We start from the raw sequence: 26,035 nt of genomic DNA on the forward strand, positions 1-26,035 counted from the left end.
CTTACATGGCACTCTTTTTTCGTCTGTAAAAAAGAGTAAGGTTTTAAAGAACTTCGTGTGGTACTATTAGGGAAAATGAGATAAAAGTAGGACAGGACGAAATTTATGGACAAATTAAAAAAAGCGATTATAGAAGACTTTCAATCAGAAAAACATATTGAAAAAATCGAATCCATTATTTTTACGATCATTTTAGAACATATTAAAGATCTTGTTTTTTTAATGAAGGTCGATCAGGATCATGTCCGCTATGTTTTTGTAAATGATGAAGGCGTGAAGCACGCAGGGTTAACAGAAGATTACGCCGGCCTATCCTTGTCAGATGTGATGGATAAAAACGCTGCTGATCACTTGCTTGAAATGTACAGTGTCGTTAGGCAGACAAAGCAGCCATTCTCCTATCAGGATCAAGTAAGGCTCATCGATGGAACGGTCATTTTCGGTGAATCAGTCCTCACTCCGTTTATGAACGACATGGGAGAGGTCATCTACATTATTTCCGTTACACGCGATATTTCTGAACGGGTGTCTGAGAAGCAGAAACTAATTGAAAGTCAGCAGCGATATAAATCATTGTTTGATCACAATATTGACAGCATTTTTTCGCTTGATTTAAATGGTGCGATTGTTTCTGCCAATTCAGCAGCAATCGATCTAATGAAAACGTTCACGATTTCATTAATCGGCAAATCCGTTTTTGACTTGTTTAATCAGGACAGGGAGCGGATTACTTCTATGTTTTCACATGCAGTTAAGGGGAGCGCAATGGAGGATGAATCAAACCTTAAAGTGAAAAATCAGGAATTGCATCTTCATTTAAAAACCATTCCGATTATATTAAACAACAGCATACAGGGCATCTATTTGATAGCCAGGGATATTTCAGATCAAAAGCGTCATCACTCCCTGATCAAGCATATGGCATTTCATGACTCGCTGACAGGTCTTTTAAACCGGACTGCCTTAGAAAAAGATCTGAGCATACTGCTTAAAGACCAGACCACTAAAGGACTTGCCCTAATGTATATTGACCTTGACCGCTTTAAAATGCTGAATGACACGATGGGGCATTCCATTGGTGATCTGCTTCTTAAAGAGGTCAGTTTTCGTCTTCGGTCGCTTGAAATTCCATCATATAAAGTGTACAGACAAGGTGGAGATGAATTTATTCTCCTATTTCAGAACGCGGACAAGCTCTTAGCGGAACAGTATGCACAGCAGATTCTTGACAAATTTGCCGAACCAATACATCTGAATGAGCTTGTTTATTTTATTAGTCCAAGCATCGGAATCAGCCTATATCCTGAAAACGGAATGGAAGAATCCCAGCTGATCACAAATGCAGATATGGCACTTTATGACGTGAAGCAAAGAGGGCGCGGCCGTTTTCAGACTTATCATTCCGGAATGAACAAAAATTCAAGCAGGCTGCTTGCGATTGAAACGGGACTCAGGCAAGCTCTTGAAAACAACGAATTTTCACTATTTTATCAGCCTCAAGTTGATTTGAATACGAATGAGACGAAAAGCTTTGAAGCTTTGCTGAGATGGACGCATGAAGGAATGGGTTCAGTTCCTCCCACTGCTTTTATTTCTGTTGCCGAGGAATCCGGACTGATGATCCCAATTGGCGAATGGATCATAGAAGAGGTGTGCAAACAGCTGGCAGAATGGAGCTTGAATGGCAACAGTCGAGTAAAAGTCGCCATTAACCTTTCTTCTAAGCAATTTCAGCAATACTACCTTGCAGACATGATTCGATCTCTCTTTCAGACTTATCAAATTCAGCCACATCAAATAGAATTTGAGATAACAGAGGGTGCCCTGCAAAATCCGCATGAAGCAATGGAAACCATTCGGAGATTAAAAAGTCTTGGAGTCTCCATTTCTATTGATGACTTTGGAAAGGGATTCTCATCCCTGCGCTATCTTAAAACGTTTCCGATTGATACGTTGAAAATCGACCAATCGTTTATAAAAAATGTTATAACGGATGAAAAGGATGCAGCTATTATCACATCTATTGTTCATCTTGCAGAAAGCCTATCACTTGAAGTAGTTGCCGAAGGAATTGAAACACAAGAGCAATACGCTTATTTAAAAGCATTAAATTGTCAAACAGGCCAGGGATATTTCTTTTCCAAACCATTGCCTCCTGATGAAATTGAACAAAGATATCTTAAATAAAAAAGGCGCTGGTTTAAAACCATGCGCCTTTAGATTTTTATTAACGTAAAAACAGTAATTTCCGGCACTGAAAAAAAGCGGTATGGAAGTCTGGTGGTACCAAGTCCGCGATTCACATAAAGCTTCATTGAGTCCACCTCATACAGTCCTTCGGTATATACGGATGCGTAGGGAGGCGTGATCAAGGGGCCATAGAACGGCAGCTGTACTTGGCCTCCGTGACTATGTCCTGATAACTGCAGATCAACAGAAAACTGTTTTGCTTCCAGCGCAGCATCAGGCTCATGTGCCAGAAGAATTGTAAAGAGCCTGCTGCCTGCATCTGCAAACGTTTGATCAAAGTCAGGTCTGCCAAGCATCATATCATCAATTCCCGCAACAAAAACGGAAGATCCATCAAGCAATGAGATCCGTTCCCCTCTATTTTTCAGCAGGTTAAAATTTGAATCTTTCATGATGGTTTCATAGACAGATGTCCCATATCCGCCATGATCATGGTTCCCATAAATGGCATACTTCCCTAGAGGCGCTTTCAATCTCCCCAGAACTGGCGAAATTTGATGCAAATATGCGTACTGATTAGGTTTATCTATAAGATCACCTGTGAAAAAAATGACATCTGGAGACAGCAGATTTATTTTGTTCACAATTTTTTCGAGCTGATTGATTGAATAATCTTCACTGAGATGGGTGTCGCTGAATTGGACGATTTTCACCCCGGAAAAAGAGGATGGCAGCTTTGTGCTGCTAATTTCTATTTCAGTTGTATGGATAAGTCTGGGTTCAATGTATCTGGCGTAGCCATATCCTCCAAATGCTGCAAGCAAAGCGCCGGCTAATGATGCAAACAATCCTTTCAGGAAGGCTCTTCTTGTAATATCTTTTGTCATAGCGGCTCCTCCTCCGTGATTTTTTATTAAACCATTATAAAAATACTGATGAATGTACAGCATTTATTAATCGGAATTTAGCGTACTCTTGTACTATTACTAAATAATAGTTGAAATAGTTAGAAAATAGAAGGATTATATGATAAAATATGAATGGTCATTCATTTTTGGGGGTGTAGTTGATGAAGGATAAAGTAATTATTGTAACCGGCGGATCAAGCGGGATGGGGAAAGCGATGGCAGAAAGTTTTGCCAGACAGGGTGCAAACGTTGTGATTACCGGCAGAACGATTGAAAAATTAGAGGCTGCCAAAGAAGAGATGATAGGTTTGGAAGGAAAGATTATTCCGTTTCAAATGGACGTTCGTGTACCAGAAATGTCAGAGGAATTGATCCGGAAAACAGACGAAGCATTTGGACATATTGATGGTCTAGTCAATAACGCAGCAGGCAATTTTATATGCCCGGCAGAACAGCTTTCCGTTAATGGATGGAACTCAGTTATCAACATCGTGCTGAATGGAACGTTCTACTGCAGCAGTGCAGCGGGCAAGTATTGGATTGAGAAACAGCAAAAGGGAGCCATTCTTAACATGGTTGCTACATATGCATGGGGAGCAGGCGCGGGAGTCATCCATTCTGCTGCTGCAAAGGCAGGAGTGCTTTCTATGACAAGAACGCTTGCTGTAGAATGGGGAAAAAAATATGGAATCCGTGTAAACGCGATAGCTCCAGGGCCTATTGAAAGAACAGGCGGAGCAGATAAGCTCTGGCAGTCTGAAGAAGCTGCAAAGAGAACGCTTCAAAGTGTGCCGCTCGGCCGCTTAGGCACGCCTGAGGAAATCGCATCTCTCGCATCATTCCTCTTATCAGATGCTGCCGGGTATATCAATGGAGAGTGCATTACAATGGATGGAGGCCAATGGCTGAATCAGCATCCTTTTTAATATCTTAAAGAAAATGGATTCTCCTTTTCAGCAGGAGAATCCATTTTTACTTTACCGTTCGAACTCATGCAAATGTGGTATAATCATACAAAAACAGAGAGAGAAAGTGGGGAATGGCATATGGATCCTTTAGATATTATGACAAACTTAGAGCACGTAAAACCGTTCTATCAAGCCATTTTCAGCGCAGACGAACAAAAGGTGATCGGGTATGAAGTACTTGGGAGAATCCAAATGGAAAAGGAAACGAAAAGTCTCGGGCCTTTTTTTAAGGATGAAACGATTCCAGATGAATACCGATTAGAAGCAGATAACTACATTTTACATATGGCCCTTGATGCTTTTCTTTTAACTAATGATGACACGCTTATTTTTATTAACCGTGATGCAAATCTATTAATGCTTGATCACGGAGAAAGCCTGCTGAATCAATTATTTGAATGGAAAGAAAAAGGCGGAAACCTTGAGAGGATTGTCATTGAAATAACTGAGCACACGTTTACAGGCGACATTCGGCAGCTGACACATGTATTCACTTATTACCGTACATACGGCATTAAAATAGCTGTGGACAACGTTGGAAAAGCAAGCAGCAACCTTGACAGGATCGGCATACTGATGCCTAATATCCTGAAAATTGATCTTCAGCCCCTCAGATTAACTTCACCCCTGCAGACGTATCAAGACGTTTTATACTCCATTTCTCTTTTGGCGAGGAAAATAGGGGCTACCATCCTGTATGAAGAAATTGAGGTCAATTTTCAATTTCAATATGCCTGGAAGAATGGAGGCCGTTACTTTCAAGGAGATTACCTTCAGACTCCTAAAGAAGAATTAATTGAACCATATATGATAAAAGAAAAAATGACCCGGGAATTTCACGGTTTTATCCAATATGAAAAAAAGAAGCTTCAGCAATTTTATGAAATCTCAGAAGCGTTTCATCAAAAAGTGCACCTGTTAATTTCAAAAGAGAATAAGCCGGGCATTCAGTTTGATGAGCTGATCACGAAGCTTTCAAATGAACTGTCAGATTGCTGCTTCCGGATCTACATTTGTGACGGGGACGGATTTCAGCAATCAGGAAATATTCTGAAGCTTGACGGAGCATGGCAATTTCAGCCTCACTATTACATGAAAAACTGGAGCTGGAGACCTTATTTTCTTGAAAATATCATGAAAATGCTAATCAGAAAAAAAGGTTTTTTCAGCGATTTATACAGCGACATCGAAACAGGCGAAACCATTCGGACATTCTCCTATCCAATTGATCAGAAGCACTATCTATTCTTGGATTTGCCATACTCTTATCTCTACGAAAATGAAGCTCTTTTGTAATAATTTTTATGCGTTGTGTCATTCTAATAAGAAAAGCGGAATAACCACTAGTGTATCGGAAAGACCGCTTCGGATAAGTTCTTATAAAGAAGGAGTGACACAATGGATAAATTCACGATGGCCCTCGCTATTCTCGCATTTATGATTGTCGCGGGAGGACTTCTCTATACGTTGAGCGTGGGAAGACTGGTAGGTGCAAGGAAAAGTGAAATAGATACTCCAATAAATGAAAAGATTCAAAAGCATCCGTATCTTCGAAATCCAGTTTTTCTGACTTGGATCTTTTTTTTAGGGTTTTTATTACTTTTTATTTTTTATCTGGCTTTTACAAGATCCTGGTAAAACAGCGGCATTTGCTGCTGTTTTTTTTACTGATTTGAAATTTCAGGATTATCCTTTTTTTATAAGGGTAATGAATAATATAAGAGAAAATGTCAGAATATGATGGTATTTTGTGGATGAAAGTTGAGTTGAAACGACAATTAGTCTGATAAAATTTAGAGACTAAGACATACGAAGCTAAAAAAAGGTGGGAGGATAAAAAATGAAATTCATTTCAAGCACATTCGCCGCACTTATTCTGTTTTTTGGTTTTGGACATGCAGGCTTTGCACAGTCATCGTTTGATCAAGAAGAGGCAGCTGACCTGACAAAAGAGGCTGCGCAGACCCAGCTCACTCTCACGGAAAATGAGCGCTCCCTTGAAGAAATTGAAAAAGCATTAGAGCCATACTTTACGGATGAATTTATTGATGGCTATATGAAAGAAAATGTTCACAAAGGTGAAAAAAAATATATCGTGTACGGCAGTGATTTCACACCATACGGCATTCCATTTTTTAATTACGATGATAACATGCAGTTTGGAAGGGAAAACAAGAAGATAAAGCTTTATCAATTTTTCCCGGCTGAAGAAGAAGGACCTGTCAGCTATGATGACCATTTTGAAACAGTTGAATTTATTGAGGAAGATGGTTCGTATAAAATTTCCTCCATTCAATTCTCTGAAGAAGAGCCGAAAGCTGAAGCAATTGAAGAAAAAAAGGAAGATGATTCAGCGATTAACGTAAGCATGCTTTTCTCGAACACGCTTACAGACTTAAAAGAAGCTGAACCTTTTCAAGATAATCAGGGACTTTCCTTTTTGCGGACTTCCTATTTTGAAGCCAAAACCTTTTTAACCGATTATTACCAGCCGCAAACTGATTTTGCCTATTACGGTGAGTAAAGCACAGGGACATCTGTTTCTGTGTTTTTTTGATGTTTAAAATTGATAAGCCTTTATAATGAACAGCCGGCTCCGCTATTCTATTAGTAATAAGACAAATCACACGCCCTGCATACAGGGTTTTTGAACCTATTTAATGGGTTTTGACTTTTTTATAATGGACATCAAGTAGAGTACACATAAGGGAAAATGCCAAATTCACAGCCAATTAAGAAGGTTATCGCTCCAACCTTTTTCTGCTCTCAGAATTAATAATACAAATCTTTATTGCACATATTAAGAAAAAAATTAAGGAGTCTAAAAATGGAACATAGCCCTAAACTTGTTTCTTCAGAAGTTGCAGCTTTGTGGAGTGCCTATATGCAGAATTCAATGTCTTATTGTATAGTTCAGCACTTTGCCAATGTAAATGAAGATCATGACAGTACAGATATTATTCAAACCGCTCTAACAAATTGTTCATATGTTGTAAATGAAGTCAAACTAATCTTTGAAAATGAAAATCACGCCATACCCATTGGATTCACACAAGAAGATGTAAATTTAAAAGCTGGTCGATTATATTCAGACTTATTTGCCTTGAGATACATAAAATATATGGCTGCTGCTGGAACAGCTGCCGCAGCAGCTTTACTCGAAGTATTGGCGCGAAACGATGCAAGAGATTTTTTTTCGAAAACATCCCAAATGTTTATGAAACTTTACAATGATGCTTGTGATTTACTTCTTAAGAAGGGAGCTTTTGTCCGTTCTCCTACTATAGCTCCAATGGAAAAGGCTGAATACCTTCAAAGTGAAACATTTTTATCAGGATTAATCGGAAAGCATCGTCCGTTAACAGCCATTGAACTAGCCCATATTTCGAAAAATACGGAAACAAACTCCATTGGCAGAACATTTGTCTCTGGCTTTTCCCAAGCTGCTAAATCACCTGAAGTTAGAAAATATATGGAGAGAGGCACGGAGATAGCAGCAAAGCACGAAACCGTTTTTAGGCAGGTTTTAATAGAAGATGGTGTGCCGATGCCAAGTACGTGGGATTCAACCATTTCTCAATCCATTGATGCACCTTTTTCGGATAAGTTGATGATGTTTCAAACCAATAGTCTGACTGCAATTAGCATCGCTGGGTATGGTGCCGCCATTGGAGCAACTCTTAGAAAGGATTTAGACGGCCATTACACAAGACTAGTGGCTGAAATAATGCAATATGCAAATGATGGGATAAAATTGATGATTGAAAACCAATGGATGGAACAGCCACCGCAAAATATAGACAGGGAAGCTTTGAGAAACAGAAGGGTTTAATTGAAGTAATAACAATGAAAACAGCGATTTAGTGTTGCAGATCGCTGTTAATTTTATTATAGAACTTACAGGTTCACAATTCCTAATTGAGAACCAGCAGCCTGAACACCATAAAAAAAGCAAACTCGCCGATACCGCGGCGAGTTTTGCTTTTTTATATACCAATAGCTATGTCAAAATGACTGTCATTTCGTCTTATAATTTAAGAAAAGCACCTCAAAACGGAAACCTTTACATTTCGGTGGCGGCTTTATAACGTTTTATGAAAGACCAAGCAATTTATCAAGCTTCTGCAGGTCAAAACCTGCTACAATTTCCCCATCAACTGTAACAGTTGGGGTTGAATATGACTTAAACTCGTTAACCATTTTGTTTCTGGCATTGGCATCTTCCGAAACGTCAAATACCAAATAGTCAATCTTATGATGATCTAAATATTGCTTCACAATCTGACAAGGCGGACAGTCAGGCTGTGTATAAACTTCAACACGTTTACTCTGTGACATAGAGACTCCTTTATGTACCTGATTTCATTTTTTTATAACATGCATCAACAAGACCCATGGCACAGACCGATAAATCTAATGCTAATATATTATACACGCGGTGAGACCTGGAAATTCCCTGTTGATCCAGGAAAGAAAACACTTGATTTTGAAGCTCTATTTTAACATGCTCTGCTGCATTTTCTAAAGAAAAAGGTTTGGAGAGTTCCATTCCTTTTTGTGCACATTCGAGGAAAATAGGAAGCCATTTTCTCATCGCGTTTATGGCGTGATTGGGATTTGTACTGACGCCGTAGTGACTGAAATTAAGGGCATTTAGTTTCATTCTTTCATAAAATGCAGCTGATTTTTCCATAGCTTCCGGATCGAACTGGTTCGGTGAGGTAGAAGGCAAATAAAATTCAAGACCATCTGGCAGCAGCTCCTGGTAAAATATTCCGATTGTATCGCCTGTGAACATGCTGTTGCTTTTATGGTCAAGAATACTGAAGTGATGATTGGCGTGTCCCGGTGTATCATAAAATGTAAGGACTGAATCGCGGCCAATCCGGAGTGATTCTCCGTCCTCTTTTATTACGATGCGATCTTCTGGAATCGGTACAATCGGTGAAAATAATTCTTCAAATTTATCTCCGTACACCGCTTTTGCCCCAGCAATTAAACGCGAGGGATTAATTAAATGTTTTGCGCCTTTCGGATGCACAATCACTTTTGCTTTTGGACAGCTTTCAAGCAGCAAACCCGCGCCCCCAGCGTGATCTAGGTGAATGTGTGTAACAATGATATTGGATATATCTTCAAGATTTATACGGAGTTCCTTTAACCCATTTTTAATATGTGGGACAGAAGGACTTGATGAAGGCTCAAAGAGTGTGATATCCTCTTCAAGTAATACATAGGAACTTGTCCGACCCGTCATCCCTAAATCATGACTATCAATGATTGCTAAACGTTCATCAATTTTGGTTACAAGCGACATTTATCTTAAACCCCCTTGTGATCGATAAAAAATTTGTTTCTCCCATCACTACCATTTTAAATTTGCAGACTCTTAATGTAAAGAACGATGCGAATATTCTGATTTATTTTCAAATTAAAATGGATGGATAGAATAAAGAAGGACGCACAAACTAGAGGCGAAGGCGGACCTCAAGTTGACTCACTCTGTTGGAGGTGATACTAATGTCACAGCTTTTAGGTATCATTACTAGACTTCAAAGTCTGCAAGAAAACGCGACTTCAAATGAACCCAACCAGCGCTTCTTTGAAGTAGAGGGTGAAAAACGTTGCAGTGTTAAATACTTTGATAAAACCGATACGTTCGAATTAGAAGTATTTCAAAAAGATGAAAAGCCTCAATCTTATCAATTTGACAATATCGATATGATCGCAATTGAAATTTTTGATTTGCTCCAATAATAGGAGGGAACTGATGAATACGAAACCAAGCGTCATTTGTCCAAATTGTCATGAGCAGCAGCCTCTTGATGAAGTGCTGACTGCCCAGTCCAATCAAAATGTCATTTATTCGTGTTCCAACTGCAATTATCATATGCGTAATATTCAAACGAAAAAAGGTTAAGCAGCCAAATTTATTGGCTGTTTTTTTATTTTTTAAGAAAATATTAAATATCGTTTTGCGGTTAATTGTTGGATAAATTGTTCGTACATAAATATAAGGAATGATATTGCCCATGTTAATGGGTATCTTTAAAAAGAGTGTCAAAGCAGATGAAATAAATAAATCTTTTCCATCTCATATTGCCATTTCAACGATAAAAAAGCAGTCATCATAAATTTTTTTAACATTTTTTTAAAAATCGGAAACTTTCAAGATGAAATGGGCGTCTTATAACTAAATGGAATTTCAGAAAAGAGGGTGATGAAAAAGCTCCATGAGAAGAGGGAAAGGCTTTAATACGGATTCCAGTTTAAAAATGGAAGAGTGAGGAAAAAATATACAATAAAATTTACGCCAATTTTACTCAACACTCCAAACAGCCAAGCATATAATATGTTGTTTCCGTATTCTTTTCTTGAAAAGGAGCTGCCATATGACTGATCACTTTATCTTTTATAATGTGTCTGAAGGAAGTATGTCATTTGAAACTATGATCCAAAGAATTAAAACGTTCATTTCAAATGATCCGCGTTCTGAATATATATTGTCCATCGGAACGGATTCTCAAGTGCATCAGCACGATACCAAGTTTATAACAGCAGTGCATGTTCACCGTGTTGGAAAAGGGGCATGGGGCTGTTTAAAAAATACGGTCATCCCAAGACCGATTGATAGCCTGCATGAAAAAATTTCAATGGAAACAACATTAAGTCAGGAACTTGCTTATGCTTTTACAACAAGCTATCTTTCAGAGCTTGCAGAAATTCTGATTCCTTTTTCAGATGAAGGGGCAGATCTGCTGTTTGAAATTCATCTTGATATTGGGAGAAAAGGACTAACTAAAGACCTGATCCAGGAGATGACAGGCAGAATTCAGGCGATGGGAATAGAGGCTAAAATAAAGCCTGATTCCTATACTGCATTCAGCTATGCCAATCGATTCACAAAATAAAGAATGTGTCGGAATTTGCGGTTGACGCAAGCTTGAAAAATTGATTACTCTAAATAACAAGGGGGCATTAAAAAATGAATTCTGCAGTCGAAATACTCTCATCAGACGATCAAAAATTTTTAGTGGAGCTTTTGCTTAAACAGCAATATGCACTAGAACTGATCAGCAGCGAAATTTATGAAATCGAGAGCGGCACCAAACAAACAGATAACGCAACGTATCAGAAGCTCGTAAGCTTGTATGACCGAATCAGATTTGAACTATAGAGATACATATGTTTGATACTCTGCGTTAGAGTATCTTTTTTTGTGATATAATTTAGAATGTATGCGCTTTCAATAGGTTGGAATTGCTTGTCGGTCACAATTATGCGGAGTTAATTTTAAAAGTCTTGGAATTAAATACGAAAGTCTTGGAATTAAATTCGAAAGTCTTGGAATTAAATCACGAAGGTTCTGGAATGAATTTCTGAGGGGCATGGGATTGAACATAAAAGGATCCGAAATAAATGAAACCACTTTCTGTCTGTCGGAGTAAGCCAGGGGTTCCGCATTTCTTGTATCCTTTGTGGTAAAATAAAAAAGAGATGTTTCAAAAAAGACATGAAAGGGTATTATTGTTCGGTCTGAACTTTTTTAGAGAGGAAGAACATATTGATTAGTCTACATACAACCAAATTATTAAATGATTCAACAATAGAAGAGTATATGATTCCAGCTGATAAAGTTGCGCATGTGCAAGTGGGGAATAACCTTGAGCACGCCCTTCTGGTTCTGACAAAAACGGGATATACAGCGGTACCTGTGCTTGATCCTTTTTTCAAGCTTCACGGGCTGCTCGGCACAAATATGATGATGGATGCGATTCTTGGCCTCCAGAGAATCGAATTTGAAAAGCTTGAAGTGATGAAAGTCGAAGAAGCGATGAATTCTGATATCCCGAGTCTCTTACTGAATGATCCACTGTCTAAAGGATTAGATTTAGTCATCGACCATTCTTTTGTCTGCGTAGTGGATGCGGAAGGTGTGTTTGAAGGGATTTTGACAAGACGCGCCATTTTAAAAGAATTGAAAAAACAAATGAAAATAAATGACAATTAAGCGATGAAGCTAAGAGAAGGAGAGCATGCCTCCTTCTTTTGTTTTGCGGTCCCCGAGGGAGTGAGATCATATGACACAGGCAGTACTTGAAAAAGAACGAATCAAAAAGCAACCATCCAATATGAAGCGTCCCTTCGTTCTTGCGGCTGTCATGCTTGCTATGTTTATGGCAGCGATTGAGGCGACAATTGTATCCACCGCCATGCCTGCGATTGTAGGCGAGCTTGGAGGCTTCTCTCTTTACAGCTGGATTTTTTCTTCTTATTTGCTGATGAATGCCGTGACGGTTTTAATTTATGGAAAGCTTTCTGATTTATTCGGGCGAAAGCCAGTATTGATATTTGGGATTTCCGTTTTTTTAGTCGGCTCCATTTTATGTGGACTGGTGAATTCAATGGAATGGCTGATTGCAGCGAGATTTGTCCAGGGATTTGGTGCAGGAGCTGTCATGCCGGTAGCGTCAACGATTGTAGGGGATATTTATTCGAAGGAAGAGCGGGCCAAGATACAGGGGTATTTATCCAGCGTTTGGGGAATCTCAGCAATCATGGGCCCGGCAATAGGAGGATTGCTCGTCCAATTTGTCAGCTGGCGATTTGTGTTTTGGATAAACATTCCGCTTGGGCTATTGGCGATAGCTGGATTGGTGCTGTATCTCCATGAAGATGTGGAGCGGAAAAAGCATTCGATTGACTACAAAGGCGCTTTCCTCTTATTTGCGTCAATATGTACAGCAATGGTCGTTCTTGTTGAAGGCGGCATCAGATGGCCGTGGCTGTCAACTCAAATTCTTTTTCTGACTGCTGCAGCCATTCTTTCTTTTGTCCTATTTATTCGACAAGAAAAATGTGCGAAAGAGCCTATGATGCCTTTTGAAATTTGGAGAGAGAAAAGCATCTTTATTGCGAATATGACATCGCTGACTACCGGTGTCATGCTGATTGGCATTTCTTCCTTTTTACCGGCATTTGTCCAGGCAGTAATGGGACAAACCCCAATCGTCGCAGGTTTTACACTAACAGCAATGTCGATTGGATGGCCGATTGCTGCCACTGCATCGGGCAATCTGCTGTTGAAAATTGGGTTTCGGACAACCTCTGTTATAGGGGGAATCGCCCTGATTGCAGGAAGTCTTGTATTTTTTAATTTAAGCCCTGATGATGGCCCATTATGGGCAGCCCTAGGGTCGTTTATTGTCGGGATTGGCATGGGGATGACGACGACAGCATTTATTGTCTCCATTCAAAGTACAGTCAGCTGGGAGCAAAGAGGATCAGCGACAGCGGCAAATATGTTTATGAGAACGCTTGGCAATACAATTGGAGCAGCCCTTTTAGGCGGGATTTTAAATACAAGGCTACAATCCTATTTTAACAAACAGGGAATTAATGAATCGGTCAATTTGGATTCCGTGAATCAGCTGTTAAGCTCTGAGTCTGCATCCAAGCTTTCAAACGAGGCTATTCAGGCGTTAAAAGCCGGTTTGACGCAATCCCTTCACAGTGTTTACATGGTTGTTTTTGCGTTTGCAATCATCAGTTTTCTGCTGGTTTTAAATTTGCCTAAAGAAAGAAAAAAAGCGTAGGGGGGGGGAACCTCTTATGCTTTTTTATTATGTGCTTCAAGCTAGAGTCCACCCTCAAAGAGGTCTAATCTGTGTGCACCTCTTCTCTCTATTGTTAAGCTTCGCTTTTCTGTATTTGAAGCAGCTCTATCCTATTTCCAAAAGGATCAAAAAAAGAAAGCCGCTGAATTCCGGGAATCTCTGTTTCTTCTTGAATTTTGATATTATTTTTTACAAGCAAACATCTTGAAGCTTCCAGATCCTCTACCTGAAAGGCAGGATGGCGTTTGCTTTTAGTCTCTTCCATTTCCTCAAGCCCAATATGGAGCTCCACATTTCCCGCTTTGCACCAGAACCCGCCATTCTTAATAAGAGATTCGGGTTTATTAATTTCTTGGAAACCCAATTTTCCTAAGTAAAATTCACGCGCTTTTTCTGCTTTTTCAAATGGTGCACACAGCTGGATATGATGCAGCTTTACAATCGACAAACTCATCCGCTTTCCCTCCTAAAAAATAAGATTATAAAATAACTGGATGATGATCAGGACAGTGATCAGCCGTATCAGCCAAGAGGCATGGGCAAAACTGAGCTTTCTCGCAAACCTCACTGCAAGCTGTGCACCAATAATGCTTCCCGCCGCCAGACTCAAAGCGATCGTCCAGTTCATGATTCCGGCCATTGCATATGTGGCAAATGCGCCAGAGCAGCTTAAAAACGTTTGAAATCTTGTAAACGCAACGGATTTAATGTACGAAAAACCCTGATGAAGGAATGTGTACATCAGAAGAGTGCCCTGACCTGGTCCGAACATGCCGTCATAAGCGCCGATCCCAAAGACAAGAGGATAGAGTCTTTTTTTAATTTTGCTCTCCCCCGAGTTTTGTTCCTTGGGCTTTCTTAAAAAATTTAATCCCAATGCGAAGATCAACAGAAAAAGAGCGATGTATGTCATCGTGTTCTCATTAATCCTGCTCGTGAAATAAGCTCCGGCAATTCCTCCTGATATTGTAAAAGGGGCTGTATACAAAATCTCTTTAAAATGAATTTCCCGTTTCTTCAGCAGCACATAAAAGCTTGAAAAGGAGCTCAAAGTATTGGCAAATTTATTTGAGGAGATGATTGTATGAACAGGCAAGCCATAAAGCAGCATGAGCGGCATATTGATCATGCCTCCGCTGCCCGCAAGAGTTCCGATAAATGTCGCTGCAATTCCAATGAAAAAAATCGGCCATTCCATATTGTCATCACATCCCGATTAAAAGTGTTTCTCTAAAATTAGTATATTCTTCCTTTAATGATTATGAAATGTTGAAAAAATTAGCTTATAATATAAGAAAAACTTATCAAGGAGAATATAGATGCAATTAACCGAATTGAGAATGCTTGTTGTTCTGTCAGAGGAAATGAATATGCGAAAAGCATCTGAACGGCTGTTTGTCTCCCAGCCTGCGTTGTCTCAAAGACTTCAGTCGATTGAGAAATCATGGGGGTTTCAGATTTTTATCCGCTCTCAAAAGGGACTCACTCTCACTCCTTCAGGAGAAAAAATTGTGGCCTTTGCAAAAGAAGTAACAAAAAAAGAAGAGAAACTGAGAGAAGAAATATCAGAGCTTGAAGGAGAGGTTCATGGAACGCTCAAGATAGCTGTTGCGTCAATTATTGGACAGCACTGGCTTCCTAACATCTTAAAGCAATATGTCAATAAATACCCGCATGCAAAAATATCGCTCATAACAGGCTGGAGCAGTGAAATATTGAAAAGCATGTACGAGGACCATGTTCACATCGGCATCATCAGGGGAAATCCTGAGTGGAAAGGCGTCAAACAGCATTTACTGACAGATACTCTGTATTTAGTAGACACTGAAATTCAGAAGGTTGAGGACCTTATTGAAACAGAAAGACCTTTTATTCAATTTAAAAGCGATTCATCTTACTATCAGGAAATTCAGGATTGGTGGCACAAGCATTTTCAAAGCAGTCCGAAGCGCACCATTGTTGTCGATCAAATCGAAACGTGCAAACAAATGGCATACAATGGCATCGGCTACGCCATTCTGCCATCCGTCACACTGCTTGATGATGAACGGGATATTTATAAAATACCGCTGCTGAATGAACACGGCGAGCCAATTGTCAGGGATACGTGGCTGCTTGGATTTGAATCTTCTTTTAAGTTAAAGCAGGTTCAGGCATTTCTTGATGTTTTAAAAGAGAATAATAAAGAGATTCATTAAGCAGCTTGTATCTGAAGCTGCTTTTTCTTTTTGTAAAACGCTATTGACAATGAGAATCAATTTCAATTATAGTGAGTTTATGAAAATGAAAATCATTATCAATTAAAGAGGTGGCTTTATTGAAAAAAACTCTTATTATATATGCAAGTATGTCAGGAAACACAGAAGATATCGCTAAACTGATCGGAAAAAGACTTCAAGAAGACGAGATGGATGTTACATATGAAGATATGGATGCTTGTGATAGCGAGAGTCTCAGGAAATACGATTATATACTTGCAGGATCTTATACCTGGGGGGATGGAGATCTTCCTTATGAAGCAGAGGACTTTTACGAAGAACTCTCAGACGCTGATTTTACAGGCAAAAAAATCGGCTGCTTTGGTTCTGGGGATCACGCATATCCGAAATTTTGCGAGGCGGTCGACCTCTTACAGGGAAGATTTGCAGAAACAGGGGCGGATGTTTTTACAGACTTGCTTAAGATAGAGGGTTCTCCTGAAACGGATGAGGCCATTTCTGAATGCATCCAGTTTGCAGAATCTTTTTCTGCATGGTGTGCCAAAAGCGGAAGGGTGACAATGAATGCTTCATAGAGGTGCGACAGCAGTCGAAAAAGTACAGGGGAGCGGATATTTTGTTGCAATAAAAAATGAAGGGCTTTATTTTTTTGACGGCCATGATCACTGGGAAAGGCTTCTGAGAATTGATAAGAAAATCCGCTGCTTAAAAATGCTTGGTTCTTATTTATTCGGGGTCGGTGAAGAAGGCTTTATTTTCCGTATGAATACATCTGATTTGACAAGCACTGAAGCATACCTTCCGACAACAGCAGCCATTTGGTCCATTGCAGGCGATGATCACGGAACGGTCATCATTCATGGAAAGCATACGATTTATCAGTCAAATGACAGCGGGAGATCATGGAAAGGCTTTAAGCCATTTAAGCACTTTTCCTCAAAACCTGTTATCAGATCACTCTATCTGCATGAAAATCAGCTTTTTATCGGCACGCAGATTCATGCAGAGCATGGGGGCCTGTGGAAATATGATCATAATCATGGCTCCTTTGCAAGAATTAAAAAGGAAGCTTACTCCATGATTTCTTCAATAGCGGTTGATAAAAATAGGAACCTTCTTATCTGCAGAGGCTCTGCAAAAGGCCATGCAGGAAGTATTGAAATGGCTAAACTAAATGATGGGAATAACCTCAACTGGGTCAGCTGTCAAAATATCTACAGCGAGGAAGCCTTTTTGGATGTTTTTTGTGATGAAACGATCACGTACGCAGCGTCAAGCCAGGATAAGTACGGCTTTTCCAGGATATACGCATTAAATGAAGATACCATGGCTCTTTTTCCTGCAGAAACATTAAAAGGGCATGCGTTCAGGGTTGCAGGCAGCGGACGTTCTTTTTTCGCGGCAGGCCTGCATGAAAGCAAACAGGGTGACTTGTACGGTTATTCAGCAGTGGTCCATTAAGAAAGGAGATTGATCAAATGGGGAAAACAGCAATTATCTATGCAAGCATGTCAGGCAACACGGAAGCCATTGCCGATTTAATTGAAAAAGGATTAAAAGAAGCGGGTGCAGAAGCAGAGAAGTTTGAAGCAATGGATATTGACGGCTCTGTTTTCACAAAATATAATCACTTATTGATTGGTGCTTACACATGGGGAGACGGGGAGCTGCCTGATGAAATCATGGATCTTTATGATGAGATGGACGATTATGATTTTTCGGATAAAACCATCGCTTTATTTGGTTCCGGCGATACGGCTTATGATATTTTTTGCGGTGCGGTTGATCTGCTTGCTGAAAAAATTCAGGAAAATAAAGGCTCTCTAGCGATTGAAAGCCTTAAGATTGAGTGTTTTCCAGATGGTGAGCAGGAAGATGCGTGTTTGGAATTTGGTCGTCAATTTGCTCGCTTCATCCAATCTGCCGTGCGCTCATAAATTGTATAGACAATCGGCTTGTCAACTAACACTTCCTTTGATACAGTAATGAAGTACATAGTCTGAAGGAGGAATACATATGAAAATGATGGATGCAAATGAGATTATTTCATTTATACAAAATAGCACGAAATCGACACCTGTAAAAGTTTACGTAAAAGGTGACTTAGAAAGTATTGATTTTGGTACTTCTACACAAACGTTTTTAAATGGTAACAGCGGGGTTGTTTTTGGCGAATGGGCTGAAATTCAAGAGGCTTTGACAAAAAATGAGGCTAAAATTGAAGACTTTGTTGTGGAAAACGACCGCCGCAACTCTGCGATACCTCTGCTTGACATGAAGGGCATCAAAGCCCGTATTGAGCCAGGCGCTATCATCCGTGATCAAGTGGAAATCGGCGATAATGCTGTTATTATGATGGGTGCTTCAATTAACATCGGTTCTGTCATCGGGGAAGGTACAATGATCGACATGAACGTTGTCCTTGGCGGACGCGCAACTGTCGGCAAAAACTGTCACATTGGTGCAGGTTCTGTACTTGCAGGTGTAATTGAACCGCCTTCAGCTAAACCAGTTGTCATTGAAGATGATGTTGTAATCGGAGCTAATGCAGTTGTCCTTGAAGGCGTTACGGTCGGAAAAGGAGCGGTTGTTGCTGCTGGTGCAATTGTAATTGATGACGTTGCCCCTTATACAGTGGTAGCTGGTACTCCTGCACGCAAGATTAAAGAAATCGACGAAAAAACAAAATCAAAAACAGAAATCAAACAAGAATTAAGACAGCTATAATACGATTTTCTGTTTTTCGGCGTGGATGACTTTCATCCACGCCTTCTCTATAGGTATAAGGGGGAAGCATTATGGATCTATTACCATCATTAATCAATATTCGAAGGGATCTCCACCGTATCCCTGAACTTGGCTTCCAGGAGTTTAAAACACAGGAATATCTTTTGGCTTATTTAGGCTCCCTGCCTTCTGAAAGAATGGAAATCAAAACGTGGAAAACAGGAATATTTGTAAAAGTAAAAGGGATCGATCCTGTGAAAACAATTGCCTATCGCGCAGATATGGACGGGCTTCCGATTATTGAAGAAACGGAATATTCTTTTCAGTCAGAGCACCCAGACCGAATGCACGCCTGCGGTCATGATTTTCATATGACTATTGCCCTTGGCATTATCACTTATTTTGTTCAGAATCCAGTAAGAGACGATCTCCTTTTTATTTTTCAGCCTGCTGAGGAGGGACCAGGCGGAGCTGAACCGATGCTTCGCAGTGATATCATGAAAGAGTGGAAGCCGGATCTTATAACAGCTCTTCATATTGCACCTGAATATCCGGCAGGAACAATTGCAACTCGTCCCGGGCTGCTTTTTGCCAATACATCTGAGCTGTTCATTGACTTAAAAGGCAAGGGCGGACATGCAGCATATCCTCATACAACTCAGGATATGATCGTTGCAGCTGCATCATTGGTCACACAGCTGCAATCTGTAGTGGCAAGGAATGTAGATCCTCTGGACAGTGCAGTCATTACTTTCGGAAAGATTACGGGCGGGACAGTACAAAATATTATTGCAGAGAATGCAAGACTCGAAGGCACCATCCGTACGCTCTCTGTAGAATCCATGCAAAAAGTGAAGGAACGGATTGAGGCGCTTGTCCATGGTCTTGAAATCGGCTACTCATGCAAGGCTGTTATTGATTATGGTTCTATGTATCACCAAGTATATAACCATCACGAGCTAACAGAAGAATTTATGGACTTTACAAAAGCAAATACCGATACAGAGGTTGTATTATGCCGTGAAGCCATGACAGGCGAGGATTTCGGTTATATGCTTGATGAAATTCCGGGATTTATGTTCTGGCTTGGAGTGGAATCACCATATGGACTCCATCATTCCAAGCTGCAGCCAAAGGAAGAAGCTATTCAAATGGCAGTTCAGCTGATGTGCAAATATTTTCTCTATAAAGCAAACTGATTCAAAGAATAAACGTCCCTTCCATGTGACACATTAGTGATAGGAGGTGGATGTAATGCCAAAAATAGGTGTTGAACAATCATTATCAGATGTAACAGCTGCTCTTCAGGAAAAAGGTTATGAAGTTGTTCAATTGCGAAATGAAGAAGATGCGAAAGGCTGTGACTTCTGCATCATCACAGGTCAAGACTCCAATATCATGGGGATCAGCAATGCGGTGACAAATGGTTCTGTATTCAGTGCAAGCGGTTATACGGCAGATGAAATTTGCCAGCATGTTGAGAGCAGAATGCAATAGCACACAACATTAAAGAGCTGCCTGATGGCAGCTCTTTAATGTTGTACTTCATTCGCCTTCTTTTCCACAAAAACCTGATGCGGAAATGGAATTTCAATTCCATGGGCATCAAGCGTTTCTTTTAATTTTTTGCGGAGATTTCTCTCAACACCCCATTGCATCATGTTTTCTGTTTTGGCAATGATGCGGATCACAACATCTGAAGCTCCTAAACCCTGAACGCCAATGACGCTTGGGCCATCAACGATAGCCGGATCTTCCGCGGCAATGCGGTCACATGCTTGCTGAAGAACTGCGATGGCTTCATCTATATTATCATCATAGGATATTCCTATATCTACGAGCGCTCTCATATTTCCGCGCGAATGATTGCTTAAACTGATAATTTCCCGATTCGGCACAAAGTTCAGAGTGCCGTCAAAACTTCTAATCTGAGTCGTCCGCAGTCCAACCTGTTCAACAATTCCTGAGTATCCTGCAGTTGTAACGTAGTCCTCCACATCAAGCTGTTTTTCAAGAAGTAAAAAGAAACCTGTTACCACATCGCTTACAAGCCCCTGGGCCCCAAAACCGATGGCAAGACCGACAACACCGGCACCGGCAAGCAGTGCAGTCGCATCATATTCAAATACCTCGAACACCATTACGACAAAAATGAAAATCAGAATATAAGAAAAGAGATTTAATGTTAAGCTTTGAAGTGTTCTTGATCGGCCGATTGAAATGGACTGGCGCTCCTGCACACGTGCAAAGGTCTTATCAACGATCCTTGTGCCAATCGCTCTCACCACGATAAAAGCAATCAGGATTCCAATCAGCTTTAAGGTGATAATTCCAGCAGTTGTCATAAGACCTGCCCAATTAATTTTGTTCAGTAAATCAATAAAATCCATGTACAACATCCTTTCTGTGCAATTAAAAATAAGTCTAATTATTTGGTTACCCGCTGCTGTGCATGTTAAACTTAATTTGTTGAAATGAATCGCATTTTAAAGATATTTGTTGATTGATTTTGCACAGAAAAGGGAATACCAATTGATGTATTCATTTTAACTCGAGCGGTCTATATTAAATTAATTATTATTTAACATTGACTAAAAATACAGATTGCTCTATAATGATCAATGTGAAAAGATTATGTCACCAGTTGAGAAAATCATTTGATTATTCTCAATTAAGCTGATATCGATACAAGATATCAAAATACATTTTGGAGGGATACATAATGGCAGAACGCATGGTAGGAAAACAAGCTCCGCGCTTTGAAATGGACGCTGTAATGGTTAACAAAGAATTTGGTAAAGTAAGTCTTGAAGAAAACATGAAAAACGATAAATGGACAGTATTATTCTTCTATCCAATGGATTTCACGTTTGTATGTCCAACTGAAATTACATCTATGTCTGACCGTTACGATGAGTTCGATGACCTTGATGCTGAAGTAATCGGCGTTTCAACGGATACAATTCACACTCACTTAGCATGGATCAACACAGACCGCAAAGAAAACGGTCTTGGCGAATTGAAATTCCCGCTTGCAGCTGATACGAACCATGTTGTATCACGCGAGTACGGGGTGTTAATTGAAGAAGAGGGTGTTGCTCTTCGCGGACTATTCATTATCAATCCAGACGGCGAGCTTCAATATGCTGTTGTAAACCACAACAACATCGGCCGCGATGTAGATGAAACACTTCGTGTGCTTCAAGCATTGCAAACTGGCGGACTTTGCCCAGCTAACTGGAAGCCGGGACAAGCAACTCTATAAGTTTTAAATGAAAAGTAAGGTCTAACTCTCTGTTAGGCCTTTTTTAAACAAGTAATGGAGGAATTTACAATGAAATTACGCGAACAAATGCCGGAATTAAACGGTGCTGTGGAGTGGCTGAACGGTCAGCAGACAAAAGAAGATTTAATCGGGGAAAAACCAACGCTCATTCACTTTTGGTCTGTAAGCTGCCATCTTTGCAAGGAGGCAATGCCTCAGGTGAATGAATTCAGAGATCAATACAAAGATAAGCTGAACGTAGTTGCTGTTCATATGCCTAGATCAGAAGATGATCTTAACATAGAGGATATTAAAAAAGTTGCAGCCGAGCATGACATCACTCAGCCGGTTTTCGTTGACAGCGAGCACAAGCTGACAGATGCTTTTGACAATCAATATGTGCCAGCATATTATGTATTTGATAAAACTGGCGCTCTTCGTCATTTCCAGGCAGGCGGAAGCGGCATGAAAATGCTTGAGAAGCGCGTAAATCGCGTATTAGCAGAAACAGAAAACGCAGAATAAGAAGAGAGCCCCTTACGTTGGGGCGCTTTTTTTTATGGATTAAGAAAGCATATATTTCCTGCCTAATGTCTTTTTTGACTTTGACTAAAGTGATTATCGCTGAAATACAATTTAACTGGCGGCCAAAATGGAGTAAACGACACTGGTTTTAGAAAGTGCACTTCCTTACACACTTTCCAAAAAAGCTCAATCAATCCAAAATGTTGATTTTCTTCTTCTATCAATGTATAATAAAAAAGTTAGTTCATAATATAAATGCCCTTCTACCAAGAAATAATAGAGATTCACATTCAATTATCCTTAGTGGATAATCTAGTTTTTTAAGTTCAAATCCTTTGATTTTTGTTAGCTCAATTCAAGCTGGCGCGGTCATCGGAGCCGCAAGGACGAGAGAGAGGTAGGGCTTTCGTTGCTTTGTGTTCACAGATAAATAAATGAATAACCAATAGATATTGTCAGACTATCAGTCAAATCTTTTTAAGATGAATTCATATGGGGTATAGCATTCACATGTTATAAAGGCTATCTATTCCTCTTATTGATACTCTTTATAATATGTGAATATTTTATTTACCATGTTGTAAATAGTAGGACATATTAAAAAATTTTTGGAGGTTTTCTCATGCAAGCAACTGGAAAAGTAAAATGGTTTAATTCAGAAAAAGGCTTTGGATTTATCGAAGTTGAAGGCGGAAACGATGTATTCGTTCACTTCAGCGCGATCACTGGCGAAGGGTACAAAACGTTAGAAGAAGGTCAAGAAGTTGAATTCAACATCGTTGAAGGCAACCGCGGACCTCAAGCTGAGAACGTTGTAAAATTATAATGAGCTAAAAAGCTGCCTACTGGCAGCTTTTTTTTATTTTCCCCTTAAAAAAATGTAATCGTTTACTATATTAAATCCCCTAAAAACTCATTGACACCACTATTCCAATCCTGTATCTTGTTCAAGTATGTGTTTAAAATATAGGAGGTTCATCATGAACAATCAGAATGTACAACAAGTAAAAATGACAACCGCAGATCCTTCAGCGCTTGGACTTTTTGGACTTGCAATGGTTACACTCGTTGCTTCTTCGCAAAAGCTTGGGTTAACGGAGGGTCTTTCATTTATTTTACCGTGGGCGATCTTTTTAGGAGGGTTTGCTCAGCTGTTTGCCTGCATCAATGACGCTAAGCACAACAACACGTTTGGGACGACTGCTTTCGGTGCGTTTGGCCTGTTTTGGCTTGGTGTAGGAGGTTCCTGGCTCATTCAGTTAGGTGTATTCGGAGAAGAGCTTGCAGCAAGCGTTGATCCAAAACAGCTTGGATTTGCTTTTGTCGGTTATTTAATCTTCAGCTTATTTATGACAATTGGTGCAATGGAAACCCATAAAGTGTTATTTTTTATCTTTGTTCTCATTGATTTCTTATTTATCGGTTTATCTTTAAGCTCTTTCGGCATCATGCACGAAGCGACTCATATGCTTGCGGCTGTTTCTGAAATGCTGATTGCCCTCTTATCATTTTACGGGTCTGCAGCGGCAGTATTGAATGCACATTTCGGACGTGTTTTCTTGCCGATCGGAAAACCTTTTGGCATTTTTAAAAAGTAAGGAAACGGCCCCTTTTTTGAAAAAGGGGTCTTCGTTTTGTTTTTCAGGTGAAAGTGGTATACGATAGGTAAGAATCTAATACATAGGAGAGATATCATGAATCCATTTTCAGTAGAATTTCATAAAGAAGATCAAACAGATGCCATGACAGTTCAAAAGATGAACGAGGAAGATTTTCACCGCGCAACAGAAGGCGGAACACGCCATTTGTTCGAGCTAGATACAAACGTTGGTTTTTTCGTTTTCTTTGACGGGGAAGACAAAGACGGAAAAGAGTGGTACCTCGTTCTTCATTATGAGGAGGAGCAGGAAGATCCAAGTGCATGCTATTCATTTGAGCTGAAGGATTTCTATCAATTCACTGCTCTATATTTAAATGATCTGGAGTTTAATGAAGAAACGAACGAAGAGGAAGAAGCATATGGACCAATTCATCATCTGGCGCATCTTCTATTTCATATCGTTGAAGAAGGCAAAAAAACAGAAGCTTAAAAAAGGAGCAGGCGAGTTAAATTCGCCTGCTCTTTCTTAATTTTCCTCTGAATAATGACCTTGGCAAAACTCTTTTATCATGGCTTCTTCTTCTTCATCAAGCTCAAAATCAAGGAATGTATTTGTTTCCTTTTCCATGAGATGATAGACAGAGATTCTTCCGCCGCTGTCATCCACTAAATAAATAACCTTCAATAGCAGACCCTTTTCCGTATAAAGTTCATCGTCTTCATCAACATCCAGCTCTAAAAAGAATTCGTAGCGATCCCCAGATAATATTCCGAATGGATCATGCAATTTTTCAACCGTGTAGGCTGCAATATTCAATATGTATCATTCCAATCTCTCAAGTTTAATTCACTTGTCCCATACCTATCCTAACGAAAAACCGGAAATAACACAAATTTTACACAAAAAGAAAATAGATTCAATCTGACTGCTCCCTGAAAAATGTTACATACTCTCACATTACCCTCATCTTTTTTACATAGTGCAAGAGAAATGAAAGAAACCTTTTAACAATATGTACAATGTAAACGGACAGAAATGAAAGTAGAATAGATACAAAGATTGAATTTTTAATATTTTGAATATTTTTTATTATAAGAATAACGGTTCCTAAGGAGGGTTTCAATGTCAGACAAAGTTGTAATTGGATTAATTCAGGCAAGCAATGATGTAGATGGAAATGAAGCTGTCGAAGTTCACAAGGAAAAAGCCATTGAAAAGCATATCAAGCTTGTGAAAGAAGCAAGCGGCAGAGGTGCACAGATTGTTTGTCTTCAGGAAATCTTTTATGGCCCATACTTCTGCACGGAGCAGAACACGAAATGGTACGACGCAGCGGAAGAAATTCCAAATGGACCGACTGCAAAAAGGTTTCAGGACCTTGCCCGTGAACTGGGCGTCGTAATTGTGCTGCCAATTTATGAACGCGAAGGAATTGCTACTTATTATAATACAGCCGCAGTTATTGATGCGGATGGATCATACTTAGGAAAATACCGTAAACATCATATTCCTCATGTGGGAGTTGGCAAAGAAGGCGGCGGTTTCTGGGAGAAGTTTTACTTTAAACCGGGCAACCTTGGCTATCCCGTTTTTGATACAGCTTTTGCGAAAATTGGAGTCTATATCTGTTATGACCGGCATTTCCCTGAAGGTGCAAGGCTCCTTGGGTTAAATGGAGCTGAAATTGTCTTTAATCCATCTGCTACTGTAGCGGGTCTGTCAGAATATTTATGGAAGCTTGAACAGCCAGCTCATGCAGTTGCAAACGGGTATTACATCGGGGCCATCAACCGGGTTGGTTATGAGGGGCCATGGAACATGGGTGAGTTTTACGGACAATCCTATCTTGCCGATCCAAGAGGACGCTTTGTGGCTGAAGGAAGCCGTGACAGGGACGAGGTCGTCATCGGTGAGATGGATAAAAAATTAATCCGTGAAGTCCGGGATACATGGCAGTTTTATCGTGACAGACGTCCCGAAACATATCAGGATATGACGGCTTTGCTGCCTTAATT

At 39.9% G+C, this 26,035-nt stretch carries 32 protein-coding genes; 25 read left to right on the forward strand and 7 right to left on the reverse strand.

Translation table 11 applies throughout. The features are described 5' to 3' along the window. The first annotated feature begins 105 nt into the window (after positions 1-105). Positions 106-2,187 carry a bifunctional diguanylate cyclase/phosphodiesterase gene (locus tag K8L98_RS09545; RefSeq protein WP_223441722.1) on the forward strand — a complete coding sequence of 694 codons (2,082 nt, stop codon included), beginning with the start codon at positions 106-108 and terminating at the stop codon, positions 2,185-2,187. 29 nt (positions 2,188-2,216) lie between these two features. On the opposite strand, the gene K8L98_RS09550 is transcribed toward K8L98_RS09545, so the two are convergent. After that, positions 2,217-3,077 carry a metallophosphoesterase gene (locus tag K8L98_RS09550; protein WP_223441724.1) on the reverse strand — a complete coding sequence of 287 codons (861 nt, stop codon included), beginning with the start codon at positions 3,075-3,077 and terminating at the stop codon, positions 2,217-2,219. Positions 3,078-3,259: 182 nt separating this feature from the next. Here K8L98_RS09550 and fadH point away from each other — a divergent pair, with 182 nt between their 5' ends. The 5 genes from fadH (at position 3,260) to K8L98_RS09575 (ending at position 7,898) form a co-directional block, all read left to right on the forward strand. Then, complete coding sequence (fadH, locus tag K8L98_RS09555; RefSeq protein WP_223441726.1) at positions 3,260-4,024, forward strand: 2,4-dienoyl-CoA reductase; 765 nt, start codon at positions 3,260-3,262, stop codon at positions 4,022-4,024. Between the two features lie 120 nt (positions 4,025-4,144). Next, entirely contained in the window at positions 4,145-5,362 is a 1,218-nt protein-coding gene (locus K8L98_RS09560) for an EAL-associated domain-containing protein (RefSeq protein WP_223441728.1), read from the forward strand. 102 nt (positions 5,363-5,464) lie between these two features. Continuing rightward, complete coding sequence (locus K8L98_RS09565) at positions 5,465-5,704, forward strand: hypothetical protein (protein WP_223441731.1); 240 nt, start codon at positions 5,465-5,467, stop codon at positions 5,702-5,704. Between the two features lie 202 nt (positions 5,705-5,906). Further along, entirely contained in the window at positions 5,907-6,590 is a 684-nt protein-coding gene (locus K8L98_RS09570) for a DUF3993 domain-containing protein (protein WP_223441734.1), read from the forward strand. Positions 6,591-6,893: 303 nt separating this feature from the next. Then, positions 6,894-7,898, forward strand: coding sequence for a DUF3231 family protein (locus tag K8L98_RS09575; protein ID WP_223441736.1), 1,005 nt, complete (start codon positions 6,894-6,896; stop codon positions 7,896-7,898). A gap of 260 nt (positions 7,899-8,158) precedes the next feature. On the opposite strand, the gene K8L98_RS09580 is transcribed toward K8L98_RS09575, so the two are convergent. Both K8L98_RS09580 and K8L98_RS09585 read right to left on the reverse strand, forming a co-directional pair. Continuing rightward, positions 8,159-8,404, reverse strand: a complete 246-nt coding sequence (locus tag K8L98_RS09580; protein ID WP_223441738.1) for a glutaredoxin domain-containing protein — start codon at positions 8,402-8,404, stop codon at positions 8,159-8,161. A gap of 10 nt (positions 8,405-8,414) precedes the next feature. Continuing rightward, positions 8,415-9,383, reverse strand: coding sequence for an MBL fold metallo-hydrolase (locus K8L98_RS09585; RefSeq protein WP_223441741.1), 969 nt, complete (start codon positions 9,381-9,383; stop codon positions 8,415-8,417). 203 nt (positions 9,384-9,586) lie between these two features. On the opposite strand from K8L98_RS09585, the gene K8L98_RS09590 reads away from it, so the two are divergent. The 6 genes from K8L98_RS09590 to K8L98_RS09615 all read left to right on the forward strand — a co-directional run bounded on the left by K8L98_RS09590 (position 9,587) and on the right by K8L98_RS09615 (position 13,662). After that, positions 9,587-9,823 carry a YkuJ family protein gene (locus K8L98_RS09590; RefSeq protein WP_101564785.1) on the forward strand — a complete coding sequence of 79 codons (237 nt, stop codon included), beginning with the start codon at positions 9,587-9,589 and terminating at the stop codon, positions 9,821-9,823. A 13-nt stretch (positions 9,824-9,836) separates the two neighbouring features. Further along, a complete protein-coding gene (locus K8L98_RS09595; RefSeq protein WP_223441744.1) occupies positions 9,837-9,986 on the forward strand; it encodes a hypothetical protein in 150 nt (49 codons plus the stop codon). Positions 9,987-10,458: 472 nt separating this feature from the next. Further along, positions 10,459-10,977, forward strand: coding sequence for a ribonuclease H-like YkuK family protein (locus K8L98_RS09600; RefSeq protein ID WP_223441747.1), 519 nt, complete (start codon positions 10,459-10,461; stop codon positions 10,975-10,977). Positions 10,978-11,051: 74 nt separating this feature from the next. Continuing rightward, complete coding sequence (gene abbA, locus K8L98_RS09605) at positions 11,052-11,243, forward strand: antirepressor AbbA (RefSeq protein ID WP_223441750.1); 192 nt, start codon at positions 11,052-11,054, stop codon at positions 11,241-11,243. A gap of 387 nt (positions 11,244-11,630) precedes the next feature. Continuing rightward, the gene (gene cbpB, locus K8L98_RS09610; protein ID WP_223441753.1) at positions 11,631-12,077 is read left to right on the forward strand and encodes a cyclic-di-AMP-binding protein CbpB; all 447 of its coding nucleotides are present in this window, start codon (positions 11,631-11,633) and stop codon (positions 12,075-12,077) included. A 70-nt stretch (positions 12,078-12,147) separates the two neighbouring features. Then, on the forward strand, positions 12,148-13,662 hold the full coding sequence (locus tag K8L98_RS09615; RefSeq protein WP_223441757.1) for an MDR family MFS transporter: 1,515 nt from the start codon (positions 12,148-12,150) through the stop codon (positions 13,660-13,662). A gap of 94 nt (positions 13,663-13,756) precedes the next feature. On the opposite strand, the gene K8L98_RS09620 is transcribed toward K8L98_RS09615, so the two are convergent. Together K8L98_RS09620 and K8L98_RS09625 are read right to left on the reverse strand one after the other, a co-directional pair. Beyond that, complete coding sequence (locus tag K8L98_RS09620; protein ID WP_223441760.1) at positions 13,757-14,137, reverse strand: VOC family protein; 381 nt, start codon at positions 14,135-14,137, stop codon at positions 13,757-13,759. 12 nt (positions 14,138-14,149) lie between these two features. Then, a complete protein-coding gene (locus tag K8L98_RS09625) occupies positions 14,150-14,881 on the reverse strand; it encodes a sulfite exporter TauE/SafE family protein (protein WP_223441762.1) in 732 nt (243 codons plus the stop codon). Positions 14,882-15,002: 121 nt separating this feature from the next. On the opposite strand from K8L98_RS09625, the gene K8L98_RS09630 reads away from it, so the two are divergent. From K8L98_RS09630 to K8L98_RS09660, 7 genes are all read left to right on the forward strand, one after another. After that, on the forward strand, positions 15,003-15,881 hold the full coding sequence (locus tag K8L98_RS09630; RefSeq protein WP_223441763.1) for a transcriptional regulator CcpC: 879 nt from the start codon (positions 15,003-15,005) through the stop codon (positions 15,879-15,881). A gap of 119 nt (positions 15,882-16,000) precedes the next feature. After that, positions 16,001-16,477, forward strand: a complete 477-nt coding sequence (locus tag K8L98_RS09635; protein ID WP_420828840.1) for a flavodoxin — start codon at positions 16,001-16,003, stop codon at positions 16,475-16,477. Continuing rightward, the gene (locus tag K8L98_RS09640) at positions 16,467-17,363 is read left to right on the forward strand and encodes an exo-alpha-sialidase (RefSeq protein WP_223441767.1); all 897 of its coding nucleotides are present in this window, start codon (positions 16,467-16,469) and stop codon (positions 17,361-17,363) included. Before K8L98_RS09635 ends, K8L98_RS09640 begins: the two co-directional genes overlap by 11 nt. Before the next feature lie 17 nt (positions 17,364-17,380). Continuing rightward, positions 17,381-17,839: a flavodoxin gene (locus tag K8L98_RS09645; RefSeq protein WP_223441769.1), complete on the forward strand. Its 459-nt coding sequence runs from the start codon at positions 17,381-17,383 to the stop codon at positions 17,837-17,839. Between the two features lie 79 nt (positions 17,840-17,918). Further along, a complete protein-coding gene (dapD, locus tag K8L98_RS09650) occupies positions 17,919-18,629 on the forward strand; it encodes a 2,3,4,5-tetrahydropyridine-2,6-dicarboxylate N-acetyltransferase (protein ID WP_223441770.1) in 711 nt (236 codons plus the stop codon). A 71-nt stretch (positions 18,630-18,700) separates the two neighbouring features. After that, the gene (locus K8L98_RS09655) at positions 18,701-19,828 is read left to right on the forward strand and encodes an N-acetyldiaminopimelate deacetylase (protein ID WP_223441773.1); all 1,128 of its coding nucleotides are present in this window, start codon (positions 18,701-18,703) and stop codon (positions 19,826-19,828) included. 55 nt (positions 19,829-19,883) lie between these two features. Then, the gene (locus K8L98_RS09660) at positions 19,884-20,126 is read left to right on the forward strand and encodes a YkuS family protein (protein ID WP_223441776.1); all 243 of its coding nucleotides are present in this window, start codon (positions 19,884-19,886) and stop codon (positions 20,124-20,126) included. Positions 20,127-20,161: 35 nt separating this feature from the next. Here K8L98_RS09660 and K8L98_RS09665 read toward each other — a convergent pair whose 3' ends face one another. Beyond that, positions 20,162-21,019, reverse strand: coding sequence for a mechanosensitive ion channel family protein (locus tag K8L98_RS09665; RefSeq protein ID WP_275976751.1), 858 nt, complete (start codon positions 21,017-21,019; stop codon positions 20,162-20,164). 332 nt (positions 21,020-21,351) lie between these two features. Here K8L98_RS09665 and K8L98_RS09670 point away from each other — a divergent pair, with 332 nt between their 5' ends. The 5 genes from K8L98_RS09670 to K8L98_RS09690 all read left to right on the forward strand — a co-directional run bounded on the left by K8L98_RS09670 (position 21,352) and on the right by K8L98_RS09690 (position 24,509). Next, the gene (locus K8L98_RS09670) at positions 21,352-21,894 is read left to right on the forward strand and encodes a peroxiredoxin (RefSeq protein ID WP_223441779.1); all 543 of its coding nucleotides are present in this window, start codon (positions 21,352-21,354) and stop codon (positions 21,892-21,894) included. Positions 21,895-21,963: 69 nt separating this feature from the next. Then, positions 21,964-22,419 (forward strand): TlpA disulfide reductase family protein, encoded by a 456-nt coding sequence (locus K8L98_RS09675; RefSeq protein ID WP_223441781.1) that lies wholly within the window; start codon positions 21,964-21,966, stop codon positions 22,417-22,419. 622 nt (positions 22,420-23,041) lie between these two features. Then, positions 23,042-23,245 (forward strand): cold-shock protein CspD, encoded by a 204-nt coding sequence (gene cspD, locus K8L98_RS09680; RefSeq protein ID WP_070878053.1) that lies wholly within the window; start codon positions 23,042-23,044, stop codon positions 23,243-23,245. A gap of 154 nt (positions 23,246-23,399) precedes the next feature. After that, positions 23,400-24,017: an acetate uptake transporter gene (locus tag K8L98_RS09685; RefSeq protein WP_223441783.1), complete on the forward strand. Its 618-nt coding sequence runs from the start codon at positions 23,400-23,402 to the stop codon at positions 24,015-24,017. Between the two features lie 96 nt (positions 24,018-24,113). Continuing rightward, positions 24,114-24,509 (forward strand): cytosolic protein, encoded by a 396-nt coding sequence (locus K8L98_RS09690; protein WP_223441785.1) that lies wholly within the window; start codon positions 24,114-24,116, stop codon positions 24,507-24,509. A gap of 36 nt (positions 24,510-24,545) precedes the next feature. Here K8L98_RS09690 and K8L98_RS09695 read toward each other — a convergent pair whose 3' ends face one another. Further along, positions 24,546-24,836: a DUF6509 family protein gene (locus K8L98_RS09695; protein WP_070878059.1), complete on the reverse strand. Its 291-nt coding sequence runs from the start codon at positions 24,834-24,836 to the stop codon at positions 24,546-24,548. A gap of 306 nt (positions 24,837-25,142) precedes the next feature. On the opposite strand from K8L98_RS09695, the gene K8L98_RS09700 reads away from it, so the two are divergent. Then, positions 25,143-26,033: a nitrilase-related carbon-nitrogen hydrolase gene (locus K8L98_RS09700; protein WP_223441787.1), complete on the forward strand. Its 891-nt coding sequence runs from the start codon at positions 25,143-25,145 to the stop codon at positions 26,031-26,033. Positions 26,034-26,035: the final 2 nt, after the last annotated feature.

The sequence above is a fragment of the Metabacillus dongyingensis genome (assembly GCF_019933155.2).
GTDB lineage: Bacteria > Bacillota > Bacilli > Bacillales > Bacillaceae > Bacillus_P > Bacillus_P dongyingensis.

Coding starts and splice junctions, on each gene's coding strand:
- K8L98_RS09545 (WP_223441722.1), top strand. CDS start 106: ATGGACAAATTAAAAAAAGCGATTATAGAAGACTTTCAATCAGAAAAA.
- K8L98_RS09550 (WP_223441724.1), bottom strand. CDS start 3,077: ATGACAAAAGATATTACAAGAAGAGCCTTCCTGAAAGGATTGTTTGCA.
- fadH (WP_223441726.1), top strand. CDS start 3,260: ATGAAGGATAAAGTAATTATTGTAACCGGCGGATCAAGCGGGATGGGG.
- K8L98_RS09560 (WP_223441728.1), top strand. CDS start 4,145: ATGGATCCTTTAGATATTATGACAAACTTAGAGCACGTAAAACCGTTC.
- K8L98_RS09565 (WP_223441731.1), top strand. CDS start 5,465: ATGGATAAATTCACGATGGCCCTCGCTATTCTCGCATTTATGATTGTC.
- K8L98_RS09570 (WP_223441734.1), top strand. CDS start 5,907: ATGAAATTCATTTCAAGCACATTCGCCGCACTTATTCTGTTTTTTGGT.
- K8L98_RS09575 (WP_223441736.1), top strand. CDS start 6,894: ATGGAACATAGCCCTAAACTTGTTTCTTCAGAAGTTGCAGCTTTGTGG.
- K8L98_RS09580 (WP_223441738.1), bottom strand. CDS start 8,404: ATGTCACAGAGTAAACGTGTTGAAGTTTATACACAGCCTGACTGTCCG.
- K8L98_RS09585 (WP_223441741.1), bottom strand. CDS start 9,383: ATGTCGCTTGTAACCAAAATTGATGAACGTTTAGCAATCATTGATAGT.
- K8L98_RS09590 (WP_101564785.1), top strand. CDS start 9,587: ATGTCACAGCTTTTAGGTATCATTACTAGACTTCAAAGTCTGCAAGAA.
- K8L98_RS09595 (WP_223441744.1), top strand. CDS start 9,837: ATGAATACGAAACCAAGCGTCATTTGTCCAAATTGTCATGAGCAGCAG.
- K8L98_RS09600 (WP_223441747.1), top strand. CDS start 10,459: ATGACTGATCACTTTATCTTTTATAATGTGTCTGAAGGAAGTATGTCA.
- abbA (WP_223441750.1), top strand. CDS start 11,052: ATGAATTCTGCAGTCGAAATACTCTCATCAGACGATCAAAAATTTTTA.
- K8L98_RS09615 (WP_223441757.1), top strand. CDS start 12,148: ATGACACAGGCAGTACTTGAAAAAGAACGAATCAAAAAGCAACCATCC.
- K8L98_RS09620 (WP_223441760.1), bottom strand. CDS start 14,137: ATGAGTTTGTCGATTGTAAAGCTGCATCATATCCAGCTGTGTGCACCA.
- K8L98_RS09625 (WP_223441762.1), bottom strand. CDS start 14,881: ATGGAATGGCCGATTTTTTTCATTGGAATTGCAGCGACATTTATCGGA.
- K8L98_RS09630 (WP_223441763.1), top strand. CDS start 15,003: ATGCAATTAACCGAATTGAGAATGCTTGTTGTTCTGTCAGAGGAAATG.
- K8L98_RS09640 (WP_223441767.1), top strand. CDS start 16,467: ATGCTTCATAGAGGTGCGACAGCAGTCGAAAAAGTACAGGGGAGCGGA.
- K8L98_RS09645 (WP_223441769.1), top strand. CDS start 17,381: ATGGGGAAAACAGCAATTATCTATGCAAGCATGTCAGGCAACACGGAA.
- dapD (WP_223441770.1), top strand. CDS start 17,919: ATGAAAATGATGGATGCAAATGAGATTATTTCATTTATACAAAATAGC.
- K8L98_RS09655 (WP_223441773.1), top strand. CDS start 18,701: ATGGATCTATTACCATCATTAATCAATATTCGAAGGGATCTCCACCGT.
- K8L98_RS09660 (WP_223441776.1), top strand. CDS start 19,884: ATGCCAAAAATAGGTGTTGAACAATCATTATCAGATGTAACAGCTGCT.
- K8L98_RS09665 (WP_275976751.1), bottom strand. CDS start 21,019: ATGGATTTTATTGATTTACTGAACAAAATTAATTGGGCAGGTCTTATG.
- K8L98_RS09670 (WP_223441779.1), top strand. CDS start 21,352: ATGGCAGAACGCATGGTAGGAAAACAAGCTCCGCGCTTTGAAATGGAC.
- K8L98_RS09675 (WP_223441781.1), top strand. CDS start 21,964: ATGAAATTACGCGAACAAATGCCGGAATTAAACGGTGCTGTGGAGTGG.
- cspD (WP_070878053.1), top strand. CDS start 23,042: ATGCAAGCAACTGGAAAAGTAAAATGGTTTAATTCAGAAAAAGGCTTT.
- K8L98_RS09685 (WP_223441783.1), top strand. CDS start 23,400: ATGAACAATCAGAATGTACAACAAGTAAAAATGACAACCGCAGATCCT.
- K8L98_RS09690 (WP_223441785.1), top strand. CDS start 24,114: ATGAATCCATTTTCAGTAGAATTTCATAAAGAAGATCAAACAGATGCC.
- K8L98_RS09700 (WP_223441787.1), top strand. CDS start 25,143: ATGTCAGACAAAGTTGTAATTGGATTAATTCAGGCAAGCAATGATGTA.